This is a genomic window from uncultured Brachyspira sp. (assembly GCF_944393015.1).
In the GTDB taxonomy this organism is placed as follows: domain Bacteria; phylum Spirochaetota; class Brachyspiria; order Brachyspirales; family Brachyspiraceae; genus Brachyspira.
This window is the reverse complement of the sequence record NZ_CALXYQ010000026.1, coordinates 12,904-30,067: the sequence shown is the minus strand read 5'-3', so window position 1 is coordinate 30,067 and position 17,164 is coordinate 12,904. Positions and strand designations below refer to the sequence as shown.

Annotated in this window: 15 protein-coding genes; 5 read left to right on the top strand and 10 right to left on the bottom strand. The window is 25.1% G+C overall.

Annotated features, from left to right (window positions below):
- Positions 1-15 precede the first annotated feature (15 nt).
- The 3 genes from Q0K19_RS09660 (at position 16) to thrB (ending at position 5,860) form a co-directional block, all read left to right on the top strand.
- A complete protein-coding gene (locus Q0K19_RS09660; protein ID WP_297247583.1) occupies positions 16-3,612 on the top strand; it encodes a DNA translocase FtsK 4TM domain-containing protein in 3,597 nt (1,198 codons plus the stop codon).
- Positions 3,613-3,863: 251 nt separating this feature from the next.
- A complete protein-coding gene (thrC, locus tag Q0K19_RS09655) occupies positions 3,864-4,919 on the top strand; it encodes a threonine synthase (protein WP_297247582.1) in 1,056 nt (351 codons plus the stop codon).
- Positions 4,916-5,860 (top strand): homoserine kinase, encoded by a 945-nt coding sequence (thrB, locus tag Q0K19_RS09650; protein WP_335814230.1) that lies wholly within the window; start codon positions 4,916-4,918, stop codon positions 5,858-5,860. The genes thrC and thrB overlap by 4 nt, the downstream gene beginning before the upstream one ends.
- A gap of 65 nt (positions 5,861-5,925) precedes the next feature.
- Here thrB and Q0K19_RS09645 read toward each other — a convergent pair whose 3' ends face one another.
- From Q0K19_RS09645 to Q0K19_RS09610, 8 genes are all read right to left on the bottom strand, one after another.
- Positions 5,926-6,129: a TM2 domain-containing protein gene (locus Q0K19_RS09645; protein ID WP_297247580.1), complete on the bottom strand. Its 204-nt coding sequence runs from the start codon at positions 6,127-6,129 to the stop codon at positions 5,926-5,928.
- 74 nt (positions 6,130-6,203) lie between these two features.
- Positions 6,204-6,590, bottom strand: a complete 387-nt coding sequence (locus Q0K19_RS09640) for a hypothetical protein (RefSeq protein WP_297247579.1) — start codon at positions 6,588-6,590, stop codon at positions 6,204-6,206.
- Between the two features lie 289 nt (positions 6,591-6,879).
- The gene (locus Q0K19_RS09635) at positions 6,880-7,413 is read right to left on the bottom strand and encodes a hypothetical protein (RefSeq protein ID WP_297247578.1); all 534 of its coding nucleotides are present in this window, start codon (positions 7,411-7,413) and stop codon (positions 6,880-6,882) included.
- Between the two features lie 65 nt (positions 7,414-7,478).
- Positions 7,479-8,582 carry a hypothetical protein gene (locus Q0K19_RS09630; RefSeq protein WP_297247577.1) on the bottom strand — a complete coding sequence of 368 codons (1,104 nt, stop codon included), beginning with the start codon at positions 8,580-8,582 and terminating at the stop codon, positions 7,479-7,481.
- 110 nt (positions 8,583-8,692) lie between these two features.
- The gene (locus tag Q0K19_RS09625) at positions 8,693-9,547 is read right to left on the bottom strand and encodes a prephenate dehydrogenase (RefSeq protein ID WP_297247576.1); all 855 of its coding nucleotides are present in this window, start codon (positions 9,545-9,547) and stop codon (positions 8,693-8,695) included.
- A 45-nt stretch (positions 9,548-9,592) separates the two neighbouring features.
- Positions 9,593-10,690, bottom strand: coding sequence for an NYN domain-containing protein (locus Q0K19_RS09620; RefSeq protein ID WP_297247575.1), 1,098 nt, complete (start codon positions 10,688-10,690; stop codon positions 9,593-9,595).
- A gap of 84 nt (positions 10,691-10,774) precedes the next feature.
- Complete coding sequence (locus Q0K19_RS09615) at positions 10,775-12,937, bottom strand: AAA family ATPase (RefSeq protein ID WP_297247574.1); 2,163 nt, start codon at positions 12,935-12,937, stop codon at positions 10,775-10,777.
- Positions 12,938-12,970: 33 nt separating this feature from the next.
- The gene (locus tag Q0K19_RS09610) at positions 12,971-14,041 is read right to left on the bottom strand and encodes a metallophosphoesterase (RefSeq protein ID WP_297247573.1); all 1,071 of its coding nucleotides are present in this window, start codon (positions 14,039-14,041) and stop codon (positions 12,971-12,973) included.
- A 189-nt stretch (positions 14,042-14,230) separates the two neighbouring features.
- Here Q0K19_RS09610 and Q0K19_RS09605 point away from each other — a divergent pair, with 189 nt between their 5' ends.
- Positions 14,231-14,908 (top strand): N-glycosylase/DNA lyase, encoded by a 678-nt coding sequence (locus Q0K19_RS09605; RefSeq protein ID WP_014488107.1) that lies wholly within the window; start codon positions 14,231-14,233, stop codon positions 14,906-14,908.
- A 12-nt stretch (positions 14,909-14,920) separates the two neighbouring features.
- Here the strand turns inward: Q0K19_RS09605 and Q0K19_RS09600 are convergent, their stop codons facing one another.
- Both Q0K19_RS09600 and Q0K19_RS09595 read right to left on the bottom strand, forming a co-directional pair.
- The gene (locus tag Q0K19_RS09600) at positions 14,921-15,292 is read right to left on the bottom strand and encodes a hypothetical protein (protein ID WP_297247572.1); all 372 of its coding nucleotides are present in this window, start codon (positions 15,290-15,292) and stop codon (positions 14,921-14,923) included.
- Positions 15,293-15,313: 21 nt separating this feature from the next.
- Complete coding sequence (locus tag Q0K19_RS09595; protein ID WP_297247571.1) at positions 15,314-16,165, bottom strand: hypothetical protein; 852 nt, start codon at positions 16,163-16,165, stop codon at positions 15,314-15,316.
- Between the two features lie 180 nt (positions 16,166-16,345).
- Here Q0K19_RS09595 and Q0K19_RS09590 point away from each other — a divergent pair, with 180 nt between their 5' ends.
- A complete protein-coding gene (locus Q0K19_RS09590) occupies positions 16,346-17,116 on the top strand; it encodes a hypothetical protein (RefSeq protein ID WP_297247570.1) in 771 nt (256 codons plus the stop codon).
- The last annotated feature ends 48 nt before the right edge of the window (positions 17,117-17,164 follow it).

Genomic DNA, 17,164 nt, shown 5'->3' with positions numbered 1-17,164 from the left:
TATTGGAGTTTTATTATGGGATTATTTAAAAGAAAATTAACAATACAAAAAAGAGCAGAACAAAAGAAATTTGAACAGAGATCAGAGAATCAAAATTTTGATGATTATGTTCAGGAAGAATATGAGAATAGAAATCCTTTCTTTGATATAGTAGGTTTCTTATGTCTTTTATTTGCCGGTATACTGCTTCTTTCATATTTTAGCATGAATATGGAAGATTTAAACTCCAATAATGAAATTAAAAATTTATTAGGTATATTCGGTGCTTATATATCAAGCTATTCATTTTTAGCATTTGGTTTTGCATCTTATGTTATACCTGCATTTTTTATATATGCCGGAGTTAATATAATATTAAAGAATTCCACTGACAGAATATTAATATCTGCATTATCATCTTCTATATTGATGATACTTCTTAGCATACTATTAAATATATTTTTAGGAAGTTTAGATTTTTATAATAAGGGCGGTATGTTAGGAGAGTTTATAGGAGGTTCTTTAGTATCAATATTCGGTAAGACTGGTGCTGTTATGATCGTAATTGCAGGACTTGTGATAACTGCTATTATATTTGCTAAACTTTCTATAATGGATTTAGTTAATTATTTCAGAAATATGGTGAGAAATGTTGATTTTGAGAAAATAAAAGATATAGAACAAAAAGTAGTTAATGGAATAAAAGATTTAGAAATAAAATCAATAAAAAATACTGAAACTTCTCTTCAGACTGATAATAAAGAAAAAACATACTCTAGAGATTATATTCCTCTATTTGATACTAAAGAGATTTCAGAATTAGAATTTAAAACTGTACCATTTATAGAGAAAGTAGAAAATAATAATTATAATTTTGATGAGAAAAAATACAGAGAGAATTTATTGAGAAGAAATAACTCTGTAAATAGTTTCTTTACTAAAACTGATTCATTCAGCAAAGAAGCTGAGAATCTTACAAATGAATTAAAAAACATGCATTTTAACGGCGGAATAAATGTAAATGCATTGGAAAACAGAGAGGAAGATTTGGGGCTTACTTTGGCGGAAGTTGTTTTCGGAAAAGAAAAAGCCAATAAAAATAACCCTGTTCGCAACAGCAGTATGGAAATGGAAGACGAGTTTTATAGAAATTATTATAATGATTTCATAAATAAAAAAAAAAATGAAGAATTAGAAGAAGCAGAAAATAATGATTATCAGGAATTTGAAGGACTTGATTATAATATAAATTATTTAAAAAAGTCAGATTTCAAAAGAGCTGCTTATGATGATTCATTTAATAATTATGCTAAATATAATGTTGAAGATCAATATATAAGAGCCAATAGTGTAGAAAGCTATGAAAATTATATGTATGATTATTCTAATGTAAATAATCTAAATAAAGAAGAAGAAACAAATATTAATGAAAATGTTGAAGAAGAAGATAGTTTTGAAAAGCTTCAGAGATTAGTAGAAGAGAATAAAAGAAATAAAGAAGCAGTATATGAAGTGCATAATAATATTGACAGCATTGTAGAAACTAAAAAAGAAGAAGAAAAGAAAGAATATGTTTTAACTTCTAATAATGTTGGAAACAGTATAAACAGCATCAAGAAGAAAAAAGAAGCATTTGAATTTGGTATGGGATATGCTTCAAAAAGAGAATATAACAGGGCAGATCATATACCTAACTATAATAATCATGATAACAATAATTATATTGACAGTAAAATAGATGAGTTTGATTTGGATGAAGAAGAGCTTTATAATGCTGATTCTAATATTGCAGATTCTAATATAGAAGATATAAGATTAAAAACTAGAATTGTAAGTCATGAAAATAATATTAATAATGAAAACTTATTAGAATCTAATAATAATTTGAATAATGCTTTAGACAATAGTATAAAAGAAGATAATAATATAGAAAATCATAATAATATAATTGATACTCCTATATTAAAAGAATCAGAGGAAATAAATGAAACTGATAAAAAAATAGATAATAATGAAACTCATATAAATAATGCACCTCAAGAGGAAGCAGGATTTATAAATATAGAATCTCAAAAAACAGTTGATACATTAAAACCTATGAAATCAGTTATAGGTACTAAATCAATTAAGAATTTTGACAGTGAGCGTATACAATCTAATTTTGATACTAAATATGTTGATAAGCATTATAAGCATCCGCCTTTTGATTTATTAAATAGATCAATACCTGTAAATGATGGTGCTATGATGGAGTCTATTAAACAAACAGCAATGCAGCTTGAGCATACTTTATTAGACTTTAATATTGAGGCAAAAGTTACAGGAGTATCAAGAGGCCCTGTTATTACTAGATATGAACTTGAAATTGCATCCGGAATAAGAGTTTCAAAGATATCAAATCTTACAGATAATATTGCTTTGGCTTTAGCTTCCGAAAGTGTAAGGATAATAGCTCCTATACCGGGACGTTCTGTTATAGGAATAGAGATACCTAATAAAGTGAGAAATGCAGTTTTCTTGAGAGATGTTTTGGAAAGTACCGATTTCAGACAGTCAAAACTCGATATACCATTCGTACTTGGAAAAGGTATTTATGGTAATAATGTTGTATCCGATATGTCAGAGGCTCCTCACTTATTAGTTGCCGGTACTACTGGTTCCGGTAAAAGTGTTTGTTTATCTACAATAATACTTTCACTTTTATATAAGTTTAGACCTGATGAGCTTAAATTTATATTTGTTGATAAAAAGAGAGTAGAGCTTTCTATTTATAACGGCATACCTCATTTGATGTCGCCTGTAGTTTCAGATGAAAAGAAAGCTACAATAGTATTAAGATACATTGTAGATATAATGGAAAAGAGATATGAGAGAATGGAAAGATTCTTCGTTAGGAATGTTAAAACTTATAATGAGAAGGTAAGACAATTACTTAAAGAAGGTGAAACAGAATTTAATGGAGAGCCTTTAGAGTTATTCCCATATATAGTTCTTGTAATAGACGAGCTTCATAACTTAATGGTTGTTGCTTCAAAAGAGGTAGAAGATTTAATATCACGTTTGGCTGGTATGAGTAGGGCTGTTGGTATACATTTAATAATAGCTACACAAAGACCTTCTGCTGATGTTGTTACTGGAGTTATAAAGGCTAATCTTCCAACTAGAATAGCATTCCAAGTACCTAACAAAACTAACTCAAGAATCATAATCGATATGTCAGGTGCTGAACAATTATTAGGTAAAGGAGATGCTTTATTCTGTGCTTCAGGAAGTCAAATGCCGGACAGAGTACAGGGAGCTTTCGTTTCTGATAATGAAGTTAAAAAAGTTGTTGATTATCTATCTGGTCAGATGTCTCCTATGTTTGATGAGAGTTTAATTGCTGCTTTAGAGGGCAGTGATGCTGATGATAAAAATACAGATGAAGAAGATATACTTGATGAAGAGCTTTGGGAGGATGCAGTTCAGTTGGTTGCTAGAACAGGTAAAGCTAGTGCTTCATTCTTACAAAGACGTTTGAAAATAGGATATAACAGAGCTGCAAGAATAGTAGAGATAATGGAGCGTCAAGGTATAGTAGGACCAGAAAACGGCAGCAAGCCTAGGGAGGTTTTAATAACTTTAGATGAATAATTATTTATATAATAATTATAAATATTAATTAAATTAATTAGAAGCTATCAAATATTTATATATATGTTTATACCTATCTTAAAAACAGGAGAATTAAAAAATATTAATTCTCTTGTTTTTTATTAAATTATGTATTTTGTAAATTTATTATTATTATGTTAATTAATAACTTGAAAAATTATGATTTATATTATATTCTATATTAAATACTATCAAAGATAATTTTTAATTAAATTAAAAAGGATAAAACTATGAAATCTTGGAAAGGACTTTTAAGAGAATACAGAAAATATTTACCTATTACAAATAAAACCCCATTGATAACCTTGCATGAAGGAAACACCCCTTTAATTAAAGCTGAAAGAATAGGAAGGGATTTAGACATAGAATTATATTTGAAATATGACGGACTCAATCCTACTGGTTCTTTTAAAGACAGAGGTATGGTTATGGCTGTTGCTAAGGCACTTGAAGGCAGAGATACTAAAGCTATAATGTGTGCTTCTACAGGAAATACTTCTGCATCTGCTGCTGCTTATGCTGCTAGAAGCGGTATAGATTGTATAGTTGTTATACCTGATGGAAATATTGCTTTGGGTAAATTAGCTCAGGCTTTAATGTATGGTGCTAAAGTTATAGCTATTAAAGGAAATTTTGATGAGGCTTTAAAAGCTGTTGTTGATATTACTAATAAATATCCTATTACTTTGGTAAACTCTATCAATCCTTTCAGACTTCAGGGACAAAAAACTTCTGCATTTGAAATTTGCGATGTTTTAGGAAAGGCTCCTGATTATTTAGCTATACCTGTTGGAAATGCTGGTAATATATCTGCATATTGGATGGGATTCAAAGAATATAAGGAAAATGCAAAGATAAATAATCTTCCAAAGATGATAGGTTTCGAGGCTGAAGGTTCTGCTGCTATAGTACAAAATAAAATAATAGAGAATCCTCAGACATTAGCTACTGCTATAAAAATAGGAAATCCTGCCAGCTGGAAACTTGCTGTTAATGCTGCTAATGAATCAGAGGGTTTTATTGACTCTGTTACTGATGATGAGATATTAGAGGCTTATAAAATGCTTACAATGGAAGAAGGTGTATTTGCTGAGCCTGCTTCTGCTGCTTCTCTTGCTGGTATAATAAAAAGCCGTAAATCTGGAAAGATAAATAAAGGTGATACTGTAGTTTCTGTATTGACAGGAAACGGACTTAAAGACCCTGATAATGCAATTAAAATCTGCAATGAACCTATAAAAGTTGATAACAATATAGAAGAAATAAGAAAAGCTATAGGAATATGATAATGAATAAATCTGAAAATAAAAAACTTGTAACTTTTAAAATACCTGCTACATCTGCCAATATTGGTTCCGGATTTGATAGTGTAGGGCTTGCTTTAGATTTATATAATGAAATACATATATATTCTAATGATAATTCTAAAAAGATAGAATTTGAAATAAGCGGAGAGGGTGAAAACGAGATATCAAAAGACAATAACATGATACTCGATGCTATGAAATTAGTATACAAAAGATTAAAATCAAAGCCTGATAAAGGATATATAATAAAATGTATAAATAGAATACCTCTTTCACGCGGACTTGGAAGCAGTTCTGCAGCTATAATAGGAGGACTTCTTTCTGCTAATTATATACTTGGAAATAAACTTTCTATTGAAGATGATATATTGAATATGTCTGTTCAGCTTGAAGGACATCCTGACAATGTATCGCCTGCAATATTAGGAGGTATTATTTCTGGTGTAGTTCGTAAAGATGAAGATTTTAAATATGTAAAAATAAAGCCTCCTAAGGATTTAAAGGCAATAGTTGCAATTCCTAACTTTTATTTAAGCACTGAAACTGCTAGAAATGCACTTCCTAAAGAAATAACTTTTAAAGATGCTATATTTAATATTTCAAGGGCTGCACTTCTTACTTCTGCATTATCATCAAATAGATTAGATTTACTTGAGGTTGCTACAGATGATAAACTTCATCAGGATTACAGAGCTAAATTCATACCGGGGCTTAAAGAGTTATTTAAGAATACTAAAGCTGCTGGTGCATATTCTGTTACAATAAGCGGAGCAGGTTCTTCAATACTTTCTCTTGTTAAGAACGATGAAAAGATAATTAAGAAAGTTTCTGAAGCTATGAAAAGCAGTTTCAATAAAAAGAAAATAGACAGTGAAATAAAAGTTTTGAATATACCTCAAAAAGGTGTTATAATAAAATAGATTTTAATTATTTATTTAATATTAAAAAAGGTTAGTACTATAAAATACTAACCTTTTTTATTTTATTATTTTCTTAATTTTCTTCCTTGTTTATCAGTAAATTGGTCTAATAGTATCATAACAATATCTATAATGTACCATATACCAAAACCGCCTGCAGTGAGCCAGTATAATATACCAGTTCCTATTTTTCCTACATAGAATCTATGAACAGGGAGGAATATTGCAAAAAGCAATGTAACAACCCAGCTTCTATCTGAAACTTCCATATGTTCTCCTTAAAAATTATTTATTTTATAATTATATATTAAGTTATAAAAAATAGAAACATATTATTTATATATTAATTTATAGGTATAATAAATCTAGTTTCAGGCTCAAAACTCCATTGAATTTGCCAAGTATTACCATAAAGTTGATCTAGTAAAATAAATGTATACATATTTGCTGTCGGATATAAAGTAAATCTTCCATGTGATTTTTCTTTTCCTCCAGAAAGATCCTCAGTATTTAATTCTACAGTAAAACGATCATCACCACTTACATCATATTGAAGTATCCATATTTTACCTGTAGTAGTTTCTAATTTTAGAAAAGTCCACATATTAGTAGTTCTAAATAGTCTATATTTTGCCGATGCAGATTGTGAAGGTTCATAAATTGTTGTTTGTGCATTTAAAGTTATAGCATAAAAAATAAATAAGATAATTAAAATCTTAATCCTAGTCATAAATACCTCGATACAGAAATTAAAATAATTTATTAAATTATATAACTAATAAAAATAATTTCAATCTTAAATATACCAAATTTATATTATTCTTATATAAAATATTTTTAAACAACTATTTATAATATAGTAACATACTAAAATATAATTAATTATAAATTATCTAAAATATCATCTAATTTTAACATATTAATATTATCAGAAATTTCTTTTGTACAATCATTATATCTTTTAGAATTCATATTATATAAACCTATAAAGTTTTATATATAATAGAATAATTAATAAATTACTGGTTTATATTTGTATCAAATCCGCAATTAGAACCATTATTTTTACCTTTACAAAATTCAAGTGCTTTTTTTCTACCATTTTCTATTATAGAAAAGTCAATATCTGGATATTTATCTTTATATTCATTAGATAGCCGTTCTGTAAAATATTCATAAGTAACATAATAATTATATATAAAATTATTTATGTTCATAATATCTACAAAATATTTTACTTCATCATGTGTTAAATATTTCCAAAATATTTTTAAAAATGTATCATTATGATCATAGTAACTTTTAGTTGAATTTGTTAAATTATCAAATAATTTTATATTAATATCATATAGTATATCTTTAGTATTATTGCTGAAATTATTTCTATTTGAATATAAATATTCTTTTAAAGAATAACTAAAATGTTGTATTATTTCAGATGTTAATAAGTTATTTTCATCAGATAAATTAATTAATTTATATATAATTTCTTTAAAAATTTCTTTGTCATAAATAGGGTAGTTGCAATCATAAATAAATATATTGTCTATCATATTTGTCATTAAATAAGATTTCAATATAATATTTATACTATCTTTAAAATAATCATAAAAGTTACTTAAATTACTGTCTTTAGAGATGGTATAATAATTATATAAAAAAATATAATTAATCTACTTCCAACTACATTATTTTTTATAATATTATCCTCAATAGCATTTTTTATATCTTTATTATTTTTTAATAAAATATTTACTAAAATTGACATTAGTTCTTTTTGCTTATTATCATTAATATTAAATATACATGTTTTGAATCTATTTATAATTTTACTATAAAATACATATCTATCTTCACAATAAAAAGCATATATTATATCTGGAATATCTAGTAATAAATCTAATATAATAATATCATTTGAATTTTCTTCAGATTCTAATTCCTTTAATTTATCTAAAAAGAAATTTGATACATTTTTTTTATTTTTTTCGTTATATAATAAATTTTTAAATATATATAATATTCTTTTATCATTTCTATTATTATAATAATTATATATTCTATCAAGAATTTTATTTAAATTATCATTTTCTAATATAAGTATATCATTTAATAATTTATTTACTGGCTTATCATTAGAATATTCATAATTATTTGAAAAATATTTATCTATTTCGTCTAAAATATTATTAATATGAGTAAATGGATATAATATATTTAATGATTGTATAATCCAAGAATAAAAAGATTCTACATCGGCTGATATTAATTTATATGATTTACCATGAGCACCGGTATTTCTTCTAGATCTCCATATTTCCCATTCTTTATAAATAGTATTTTGATTTGAAATATTGAATGCAATATTGAATCTATCTCCATCTATTATCTTTCTTAGTTCATCTTCCCATTTATTTTCATCATCTAATTTATTTTCTTCCAATTGCTTTTTTAAATTTTTATAATTGTCTAATTTATTTTTATTTGTTTTGATTTCTTCTAATTCAGTTATATTTTTTGTCAGTTCAGTTATCATTTTTTCTTTATCATAGATTATTCTATTTTTTATTACTATTTGAAAGCCATTGAATGCCATAACAATAGCTGCTCTGTAAGCACCTATTTTATAACATTTTATAGATTCCTCAAATATTTCAATAACTTCCTCATTTATTGATCTAGAATCTTGATTATCTAACCATTCCTCAAAAAAATGTCTCATTTTTAACCTTTATATAATCTATATTAAATAAATATAAAAATTTATTTTTTATTAATTTTATTAAAAAAATAATTATTGTAAACATTATTAATAGAGCTTCTTATTTGTAGTTATAAACTATTATTTTTTATATCAAGCCATTCTTTTTTGGTATTATTTGAATGCTGCATAAGTCTTTTTAATTCATCGCGGTTTTTATCTTTTAATGCATTTTTAAAATCGTCTAAGCATTTTATGTATTTATCTAAACTATCATATAAATAATCGCTGTTATATAAAAATAATTCGCTCCACATATTAGCATCTATTGTACCGACTCTTGTATGATCTCCCAAACTGTTTCCCTCAAAACCAAGTGAAGGTAAAAAATGATCATGATTAACGATACCGCAGGCTACTATATGCATAAGCTGACTAGTAAAAGCTATCATTTCATCATGTTTTTGTGCTGTTGTTTTTGTTATTTTATTGCAGCCTATATCTTTTGAAAGTTTTTCTATTATATTGATATCATTTTCATTGGCGTTTTCATTATTTACTATTATAGCATTTGAGTTTTTGAAAAGAGTTTCAGAAGAATTAATATAACCACCTTTTTCTTTTCCTGCCATAGTATGAAGTCCTACATATTTTTTATCTCTTGTATTATTAAAAATATCAGTTTTTACTCCGCAGAAATCTGATAGTATTTTATTATTATCAATTAAATGTTTATATTTGTTTATTATTTCTATTGCTATTGAGGGGATTGTGCATATCATAATAATATCAGATAATTCAATAAACTCTCTTATATTATCATAATTAGAATATCCTTTTAATATATAACCTTCTTTTAAAGCTGAATCTATATTTTCTTTATTTGTATCTATGGCATATATATTATAATTTTGATTGCTGTGTTTTAATGCTTTGATTAAAGAGCCTCCCATCAATCCCATTCCGATAACTGTTATATTTGACATATTCTACCTCTATATTATTCATTATTATTATTATTATTATTATTATTATTCATTGCAGATTGTTTCTAGTATTTCCAACACTTTATTTTTATCTTTCATTATGAAAGCATTTCCTTTATTAGTAAGTTCAATAGGAATATCTTTTTTCATTATATAATCTATAAATTTACTTGGTTTTTTAAATTTTGTATTTTTTACAGCACTGGAATTATTTCCTATTTTAAATTTTTTGTTTATTTCATTCATAGTATTAGCAAGAGAAATAACGGCATTTTCTTCATAATTAGAAATTATTTCTTTGAAAGCTAATATGAAATTTTTCTCACTAATTTCACAACTGGTTAAATTCAAAATTTTAGACATTACATTTTTGAATGTATTTATTTGATTAATATAAAAATCATCATTATTAATTGCAGTTTCTATTCCATTATGATTTAAATATTTAAGAACATTTTTCATTTTTTTGAATTGTGTTTGTTCTATAGCACTTTTACCTTTGTCAAAATTAAAGTCTTCATTTATTTTATTGCATATATCCGATATTGACATCTTTACTGTTTCTGTATTTTGTATATTATATATTTCTAGTACTCTATTATAAAAGAAAGTTAAAAATTCTATTTTGTCTATATTATTTTCTTCTTTCTTGGTTTCATTTTCATGTTTTTCTGCTAATTTATAATCCTCAATTTTGAATATATGATTGCATGAATTTTTGAATATACTTCTTTTGGCATTATCAGATACTGTAACTATTCCAACAATCGCACCATATCTTGAAAGTCTATCCATAACAACAGTATAATCAACATCTCTGCTTACAAATATCACAATATCAATTTTTTTATTTATTACAAAATCTTCAAATGCCTCTATTGATGATATCATATCAGCCATGTTCTTAGCTTTATTAACAGGAACAGAATAAACGATATCTATATGCATATCTCTTAGTTTTTTTGAATATTTCTTTATAGATTTTGCATCCCCATAAGCTTTTTTTATAGAGTAAAGTATTTCTTTATCTTTTAAATTATTCTTATAAAAAGAAAATATATTATTAAACATTTGTTCAAAATTAACTTCATAGCTTAAATGAGATACATTTTCTAAGTCTATATATATACCTATTCTTTTCATAAATCCGCCAATACTTGTATAAGATTATATACATATTTTATAAAGAAATCGATAAAAATACAATACTATTAAAGATAATAAATATTATTTGGATAATTCATGTATAATGGCTTCTTTATAATTTTTCATAATATCTCTTATGAATACATCTTTAGTAAATATTGCTATAGGAATATTATATTTTTTTGAATATTCTCTCATAAATGATAATGCTTCTTTTGTTCTGTTATTATCGAAAGTTATAAAAGGGTCATCTAATAGTATCAATCTTCCTGTTTCATGTATTTTTGAAAGTATAGAAAGACGCATAGCTATATAAACGGCATCTTTTGTGGCTGAAGATAATAATTCTACATTTCTCATTTCATTCTGTTTATCTTTTACCATTATTTTATTTTTATCGAATCCAGACATTGAAATTCCATTATCAGATAGACTTTTACCTGTTATATGATTATATAGAAGTTCTGCATCGTTTGAAAGAGAATTGAATATATCATCATTTTTTTTATTTATTTTTGAAAGCATATTTTCAAGAAGTTCTAATGCTTTTTTTCTTTTGTTTAAATTTTTTATCTCCTCATTATTTTCTGCAAACTCACTTTCAAGATTTATTATTTCTTTGTGAACATCATTGCTGCTGTTAAGTTCTCCCTGAATATATGAAGCATTAGATATAACTTTATTCATATTTTCTTTTATAGAATTGATTTCTCTTTCTAATTCTCTTAATTTGTTCTCTAATGCTTTCATTTCCATTTCATTAAAATCATCAGGATTGACTCCTTTTTCATCAAGCTCTTTTAATATTCTATTACAATTAGCTTCTAATGTTTTTATATCTTTGAATCCGAATTTTTTTGCTTCTATCATTAGTTTTTTAAATAATTCTTCAGTGCTTTTGTATACATTATCAAAATTACTTTTTATTTCATAATAATTTTCTTTGTTTTTTACATTTAGTTTATTAAAGAAATTATTTAATTCTTTTTGATGATTTTCTAAATTAATTACAGCTTCTTCCAATTCTTTTTTATAATTTTCTAATTCTTCATCATCATTTTTTTCTAGTATCAATTCTATTTTGGCCAATTCTCTAAGTAATATATCTTTTAAAGCGGATAACTCTAAGTTGTCAGATGCTATATCAAGTTCAGGAAGCGAGTCTAATATATCATTTATAAACTTATCATTTTTACCTTCTTTTATAAGCAAGAAAGGTATAGAAGGAAGTATTATTAAAAACCAATATGGATTTTTAAAATATAAACTAAGCAATGCTGATATTAAAACAACCGCTGCTAAAAATACTATCTTTGGTATTTTATTATTTTTTTCTTTTAATGCATCTATTTTTTTTATTGCTTTATCTATTCTAAGCATTATACTTTGATAATCTGTTTTATTTCTTTCTTCTGAAGATTTTTGAAGAGATTCTATTTTTCCTTTTAAATATGATATTTTATTTTCGCTTGCATCTATTTTTCCGCTTAGATCATTAATTGTTTTTGAATGGTCTTTTTGAAGATTTATATTTTCTTTTATAAACTGATCCTTTTTATTGAATTCATTTATCATTGTATTGATATTTAATAAATTATTTTTTTCTTTTGCTTTATTTTTTTCTTCTCTTAAAGCATTTAATTTATTATATTCATCAATTTTTTCTTTTAATATACTATTGCTTTCTTTTAATAGTTCATCAAGTTCTTTTAATTTATCTTTTTTATTAACTTCTGTATTAGCCTTGCTGTATAAATCATTAAGTTCTTCTTTTATTTCTTCATTTCTGTATTTTGTATTTTTTAATTGTGCCGGTATTGCAGTTTGAGATTTTCCAGAATGTTCTGCTTTTATTTCTGATATTATTTTACCTACATCTATATCTGAGGCAAATAATTTTTTCTTTATCTCGCTTTCCCAATCTTTGGAATCTTTTTTACTGTCGGACATTTCGAATATTATTTCGCTTTGTCTTATTGAATATAAATTATTATAAGATTGAGGGTGAAGTTTTATACTTTCATCTATTTCAGGCTCTGTATTTATATCTATATCATCGCCGTATCTTAATTTTATTTGTTTAGCGAATGATGAAGTTCTTTTATTTTCTGAAAATAATAACATCAAAGAATCGAATATAGTAGTTTTACCTGATTCATTTTCTCCGTAGAATAGTGTAAGATTATCAGATATTTCAAAAGATTTATTTTTAAACTTTCCGAATTTATTTAAATTTAATATCATTGTAATTTTCCGTTTAATATTTATTTTTAATTATTATCTTTTATTATTTTGTAATGCAGTATATAGTTTTTCTATGCCTATACGTTTAGCAATTTCAACTATTTCCAAATCTTCTTCATTATTAGTATTAAATTCATATTCATCTGCTATTGATAAGAACTCTTTTATAATACTTTCATTATAGGCATTTTCAAGTAAAAATATGTCCGAAGTTTTTATATTAAAGTCCCTTACATATTTTGAATATTTATTTTTTATAGTATTTATCTTTTCATCAAGTTCATTTTCATCTTCAGCTATTCCGTAAATATTTATGTCTATAATATCGTTTATATCCCATTCTGATGCTTTTTGTTCTATATTTGATATATTATAAATATTGCTTTCATATACTCTATATACTCCGGCATTTTTTATATTTATAAATATTTTTTTAATAGAATTATTTGCACTGTCAATAGCTAAACATCTTCTTATACCCATTTCTGATTTAGTTCTTCTCCAAACTCTTGCAGAACCTGTATATATTATTTCTATATTTTCAATATTAACTTCCATTTGTTTATGTATATGTCCTACTATTGCAATGTTGGGGTCTATCTTTTTTATTATATCTATTGGTATGCTTGCTGATTCTTCATTTTCCTCTATAGCCCATAATGTACCTTCAACTATACCATGAGCTATTACTATTCTGTTATCAGCATTTAAACTTTCTATCTTTTTATTTATATCATTATCTATAATATATTTTTCACTGTAGGGCAGTGCTATAATATCCAAGTTGTCAATATTAAAAAAATTTATATCTTCTATCACTATGACATTTTCAGGAAATTTTAATTTATTTAATGTTATGCCTTTAGCCTTTAAGTTTTCATGATTGCCTTTAAGTAAGTACACATCTTTTTGATAATCTTCCATTTTTTTTGAGAACACATCTTTTAATTCTTGCAAATCTTCAAAAGTATTGAAAGTATCTCCAAGAAGCATTAAAGCATCATAATCTTTTGCATATTCTATTATCTCATCTAGTACAGAAAGTGAATATTCTTTTTCCTGAACACTAAGATGTAAGTCGCTTGATATTAATAATTTAGCCATAAAATTCTCTTTTATTTATTATAGTTAATAATATTATCATTAATAATTGTTAATAATTTTTTATTAAAACTGTATTTTTGTATTATAAATTAAATATATTAATTAATCAATATTCTATTTTATAGATTGAAATTTAATTTATATAATAGTATCATTTATATGATTTTATATTCAATATAGGGGCTGATTATGGATAAGGAATATGCTAAACATTTGATGGGAATATATAAAGATAAAGTACTTCATGAGAGAATGAAAAGAAGACTTGAATATTTTGAGAGAGTTTTTAAAAGAGATAATGATAAAAGATTATTTGCTGAACTTGCATTTTGTATATGTACGCCTCAAACAAAGGCTAGAAGCGGTGCTGCTGCTATAATTGATTTATACAATAATAATCTGCTTTTCAAAGGAAGTGCTGAAAAAGTAGCTAATATATTAATAAAGCATGTAAGATTTCATAATATGAAAGCTGAAAATATAGTGCTTGCTAGAAAATTATATTTCCCAAATGAAAAGTTTGTATTAAAAGACAGAATTAATGAAGCTTTAAAAAATGATACTATGGTAGAATTAAGAAATGAGCTTGCCAAAGAAGTAAAAGGCTATGGACTTAAAGAGGCTAGTCATTTTCTTAGAAATATAGGGTTCGGACAAAAAATCGCTATACTCGACAGACATATAATGCGTGTAATGGATAAATTAAGCATTTTGCCTGAAGGTATGACTCCTAAAACAAGCCTTACAAAAAATAATTATCTTCAATGCGAATCAAATTTGGTTGAATACTCAAAAAGCGAGAAAATACCTATGGAGTATTTAGATTTCGTGTTTTGGTATGATGCCACTAATGATATTTTTAAATAATTATTAATAAAATTAGGATATAATATTTTTTATCCTTTCAAATAATGATTGCTTTTCTTCTTTCTGCTGTAATGATTTATAATCTATATTTTCATTATCGCAGAATAGAATTGCAATTTCTATATTATTATTTGCAAGTTCTATTATATTTTTTAGTATTAAATTCTTTATCTCATTTGATTTATTATTATTGTATAATGTTATAAGTTCAAATGCACATTTAGTATGATTGTTAACATAATAATAAGCTATTGCTCTGTTATATATTGCATGAGCAAAACTATTATTTAATTCTAAAACTTTATCATAATAAGATATAGAAGTGTTATAATCTTTATTATCGAATGCTGTATTTGCTAAATTATAAAGACTATTTATCTGCAAATTGTTTTCACTTTCTTTTTTTTATTTTTTTAACTCCATTACTTGTTTTTTCATTGTATTTAATTTTTTATTGTATTCTCTATTAAATTTATTAATTCTTTTTTTTGAAGTTTTTATTATTCTATTATTTATTATTATCCCTATAATAGTGAATATTATTATTATTACAGATAAAAATGCAAACCAAAAATTTATAACTGTATTAGATGATTTTATAGTTTCATTTAATGAAGTTTGAAGATTTTTATTATAATTATCAAGTACATTTTTTAATGTTGCTTCTAAATCATTAATAGATGAGCTTTTTAATACTATATTATTAGTGGCTGTTTTATTGCTTGATATTTGTCTTATTATCATATTTGTGTAGTAATCTTCTTTTGCTATTATAATATCATCTAATGATGGTGCATAATTTGTAATTGAATAATTCAAACTTTTTTCTATCTCTCTATTATGAGTGATGTATATATTTCTGAATACTAATATTGCGACTATAAATAAAATAGAAAAATTAAGTATATAATGCTTATGAAAAAATATTAATAATCTGCTCATATATTTCTTTTTTGAATGTTCCTTTATTTTATCCATTCCTGCATTTGCTATATTTTTAAACTTTCCTTTAAAATTTTGTTCATCCAAATATTTTTGGAATTTATCTATATTTTCTGATGTGAAATGTTTAGCTTTTTCAAATCCTTTTCCAGCGGTATCTTTTATCTTTTGTATATTTTCGTCGTTTATATATTCTTTTGCTTTATTTGTAATACTTTCTTGTAAGTTTTTTATTTTATTTGTTTTTATATTCTTTTTATGATATTTTTTTCTTCTTTTTATATTATTTATTTTTCTTCTGTTTTTTCTATTCATAGAAGTACCCTAAAAATATTCTTATTACTAAAATGTATTAGATATTTATAATTTATGCAAATATAATTTTATTTTTTTGATGTTTATGTCATTATTTTTATATTTTAGATATTATGCATTATTGATTTTTTTGTTATTTAATATATTATTTATTATGTAATTTTGTAACGGAGATTTTTTATGAAGAAGTTGATTTTATCAGTAATGCTTATTTTTACTTTAAGCACTGCATCATTATTTTCACAAAATATAGGAGAACCAACAGGAAATGCATTTTTAGATTATATGCATGGCAGAAGTTTGTTCGGTATTAACTTTGGACCTACTTTGTATGCTGGTTTATTTGATATAGGTGTTGGTATAATGGAGCCTATGTTTCAGGATTTTGTAAAGGATTTAGCAGGCGGTAATATAGGTTCTTATGTTGATACAAAACTTAAGCATTATGCTTTCGGTTTAGGATTCAGCTATGATTTTGCCCCTCTTGATTTTATGACCGTTGGGCTTGATATAGGATTTTCAGTAGGTGAAGTAAAAATGGATAGATATAAAGTTAGTTTTAGTACGGTGCCATGGTCATTGAACGTAAAATTTTTCTTTTGGAGAAATGCACCATTCGGATTTTTCTTATCTCCTAGATTCGGAGGTACAGCACTTTCTATAAGCGGAAGTGCATTGGAAGCTGGAGGACTTTCTGATATATATTCACATGGCGGTTTCTATATGTCACTTGAACTTGGATGGAGAATACAGTTATTCCCTAAAACAGGAGCTAATTGGCCTGTACAGGTTGGTATAGATATTTCATTATTTGATATAGGTTACTATGTTGCACCTTGGACTTCTCCATTATTTGCGGTATCTCATCTTAATAGCTTTAAGGAGTATGAGTCTTTTGCTAATATAAGAGCTTTACTGCTTCCTAGAATTGGTATAACATTGAGATTTTAATTTAATATATCTATCTATAATATTTTTTTGGGCCTGTATATATTTTTG

Coding starts and splice junctions, on each gene's coding strand:
- Q0K19_RS09660 (WP_297247583.1), top strand. CDS start 16: ATGGGATTATTTAAAAGAAAATTAACAATACAAAAAAGAGCAGAACAA.
- thrC (WP_297247582.1), top strand. CDS start 3,864: ATGAAATCTTGGAAAGGACTTTTAAGAGAATACAGAAAATATTTACCT.
- thrB (WP_335814230.1), top strand. CDS start 4,916: ATGATAATGAATAAATCTGAAAATAAAAAACTTGTAACTTTTAAAATA.
- Q0K19_RS09645 (WP_297247580.1), bottom strand. CDS start 6,129: ATGGAAGTTTCAGATAGAAGCTGGGTTGTTACATTGCTTTTTGCAATA.
- Q0K19_RS09640 (WP_297247579.1), bottom strand. CDS start 6,590: ATGACTAGGATTAAGATTTTAATTATCTTATTTATTTTTTATGCTATA.
- Q0K19_RS09635 (WP_297247578.1), bottom strand. CDS start 7,413: ATGATAGACAATATATTTATTTATGATTGCAACTACCCTATTTATGAC.
- Q0K19_RS09630 (WP_297247577.1), bottom strand. CDS start 8,582: ATGAGACATTTTTTTGAGGAATGGTTAGATAATCAAGATTCTAGATCA.
- Q0K19_RS09625 (WP_297247576.1), bottom strand. CDS start 9,547: ATGTCAAATATAACAGTTATCGGAATGGGATTGATGGGAGGCTCTTTA.
- Q0K19_RS09620 (WP_297247575.1), bottom strand. CDS start 10,690: ATGAAAAGAATAGGTATATATATAGACTTAGAAAATGTATCTCATTTA.
- Q0K19_RS09615 (WP_297247574.1), bottom strand. CDS start 12,937: ATGATATTAAATTTAAATAAATTCGGAAAGTTTAAAAATAAATCTTTT.
- Q0K19_RS09610 (WP_297247573.1), bottom strand. CDS start 14,041: ATGGCTAAATTATTAATATCAAGCGACTTACATCTTAGTGTTCAGGAA.
- Q0K19_RS09605 (WP_014488107.1), top strand. CDS start 14,231: ATGGATAAGGAATATGCTAAACATTTGATGGGAATATATAAAGATAAA.
- Q0K19_RS09595 (WP_297247571.1), bottom strand. CDS start 16,165: ATGAATAGAAAAAACAGAAGAAAAATAAATAATATAAAAAGAAGAAAA.
- Q0K19_RS09590 (WP_297247570.1), top strand. CDS start 16,346: ATGAAGAAGTTGATTTTATCAGTAATGCTTATTTTTACTTTAAGCACT.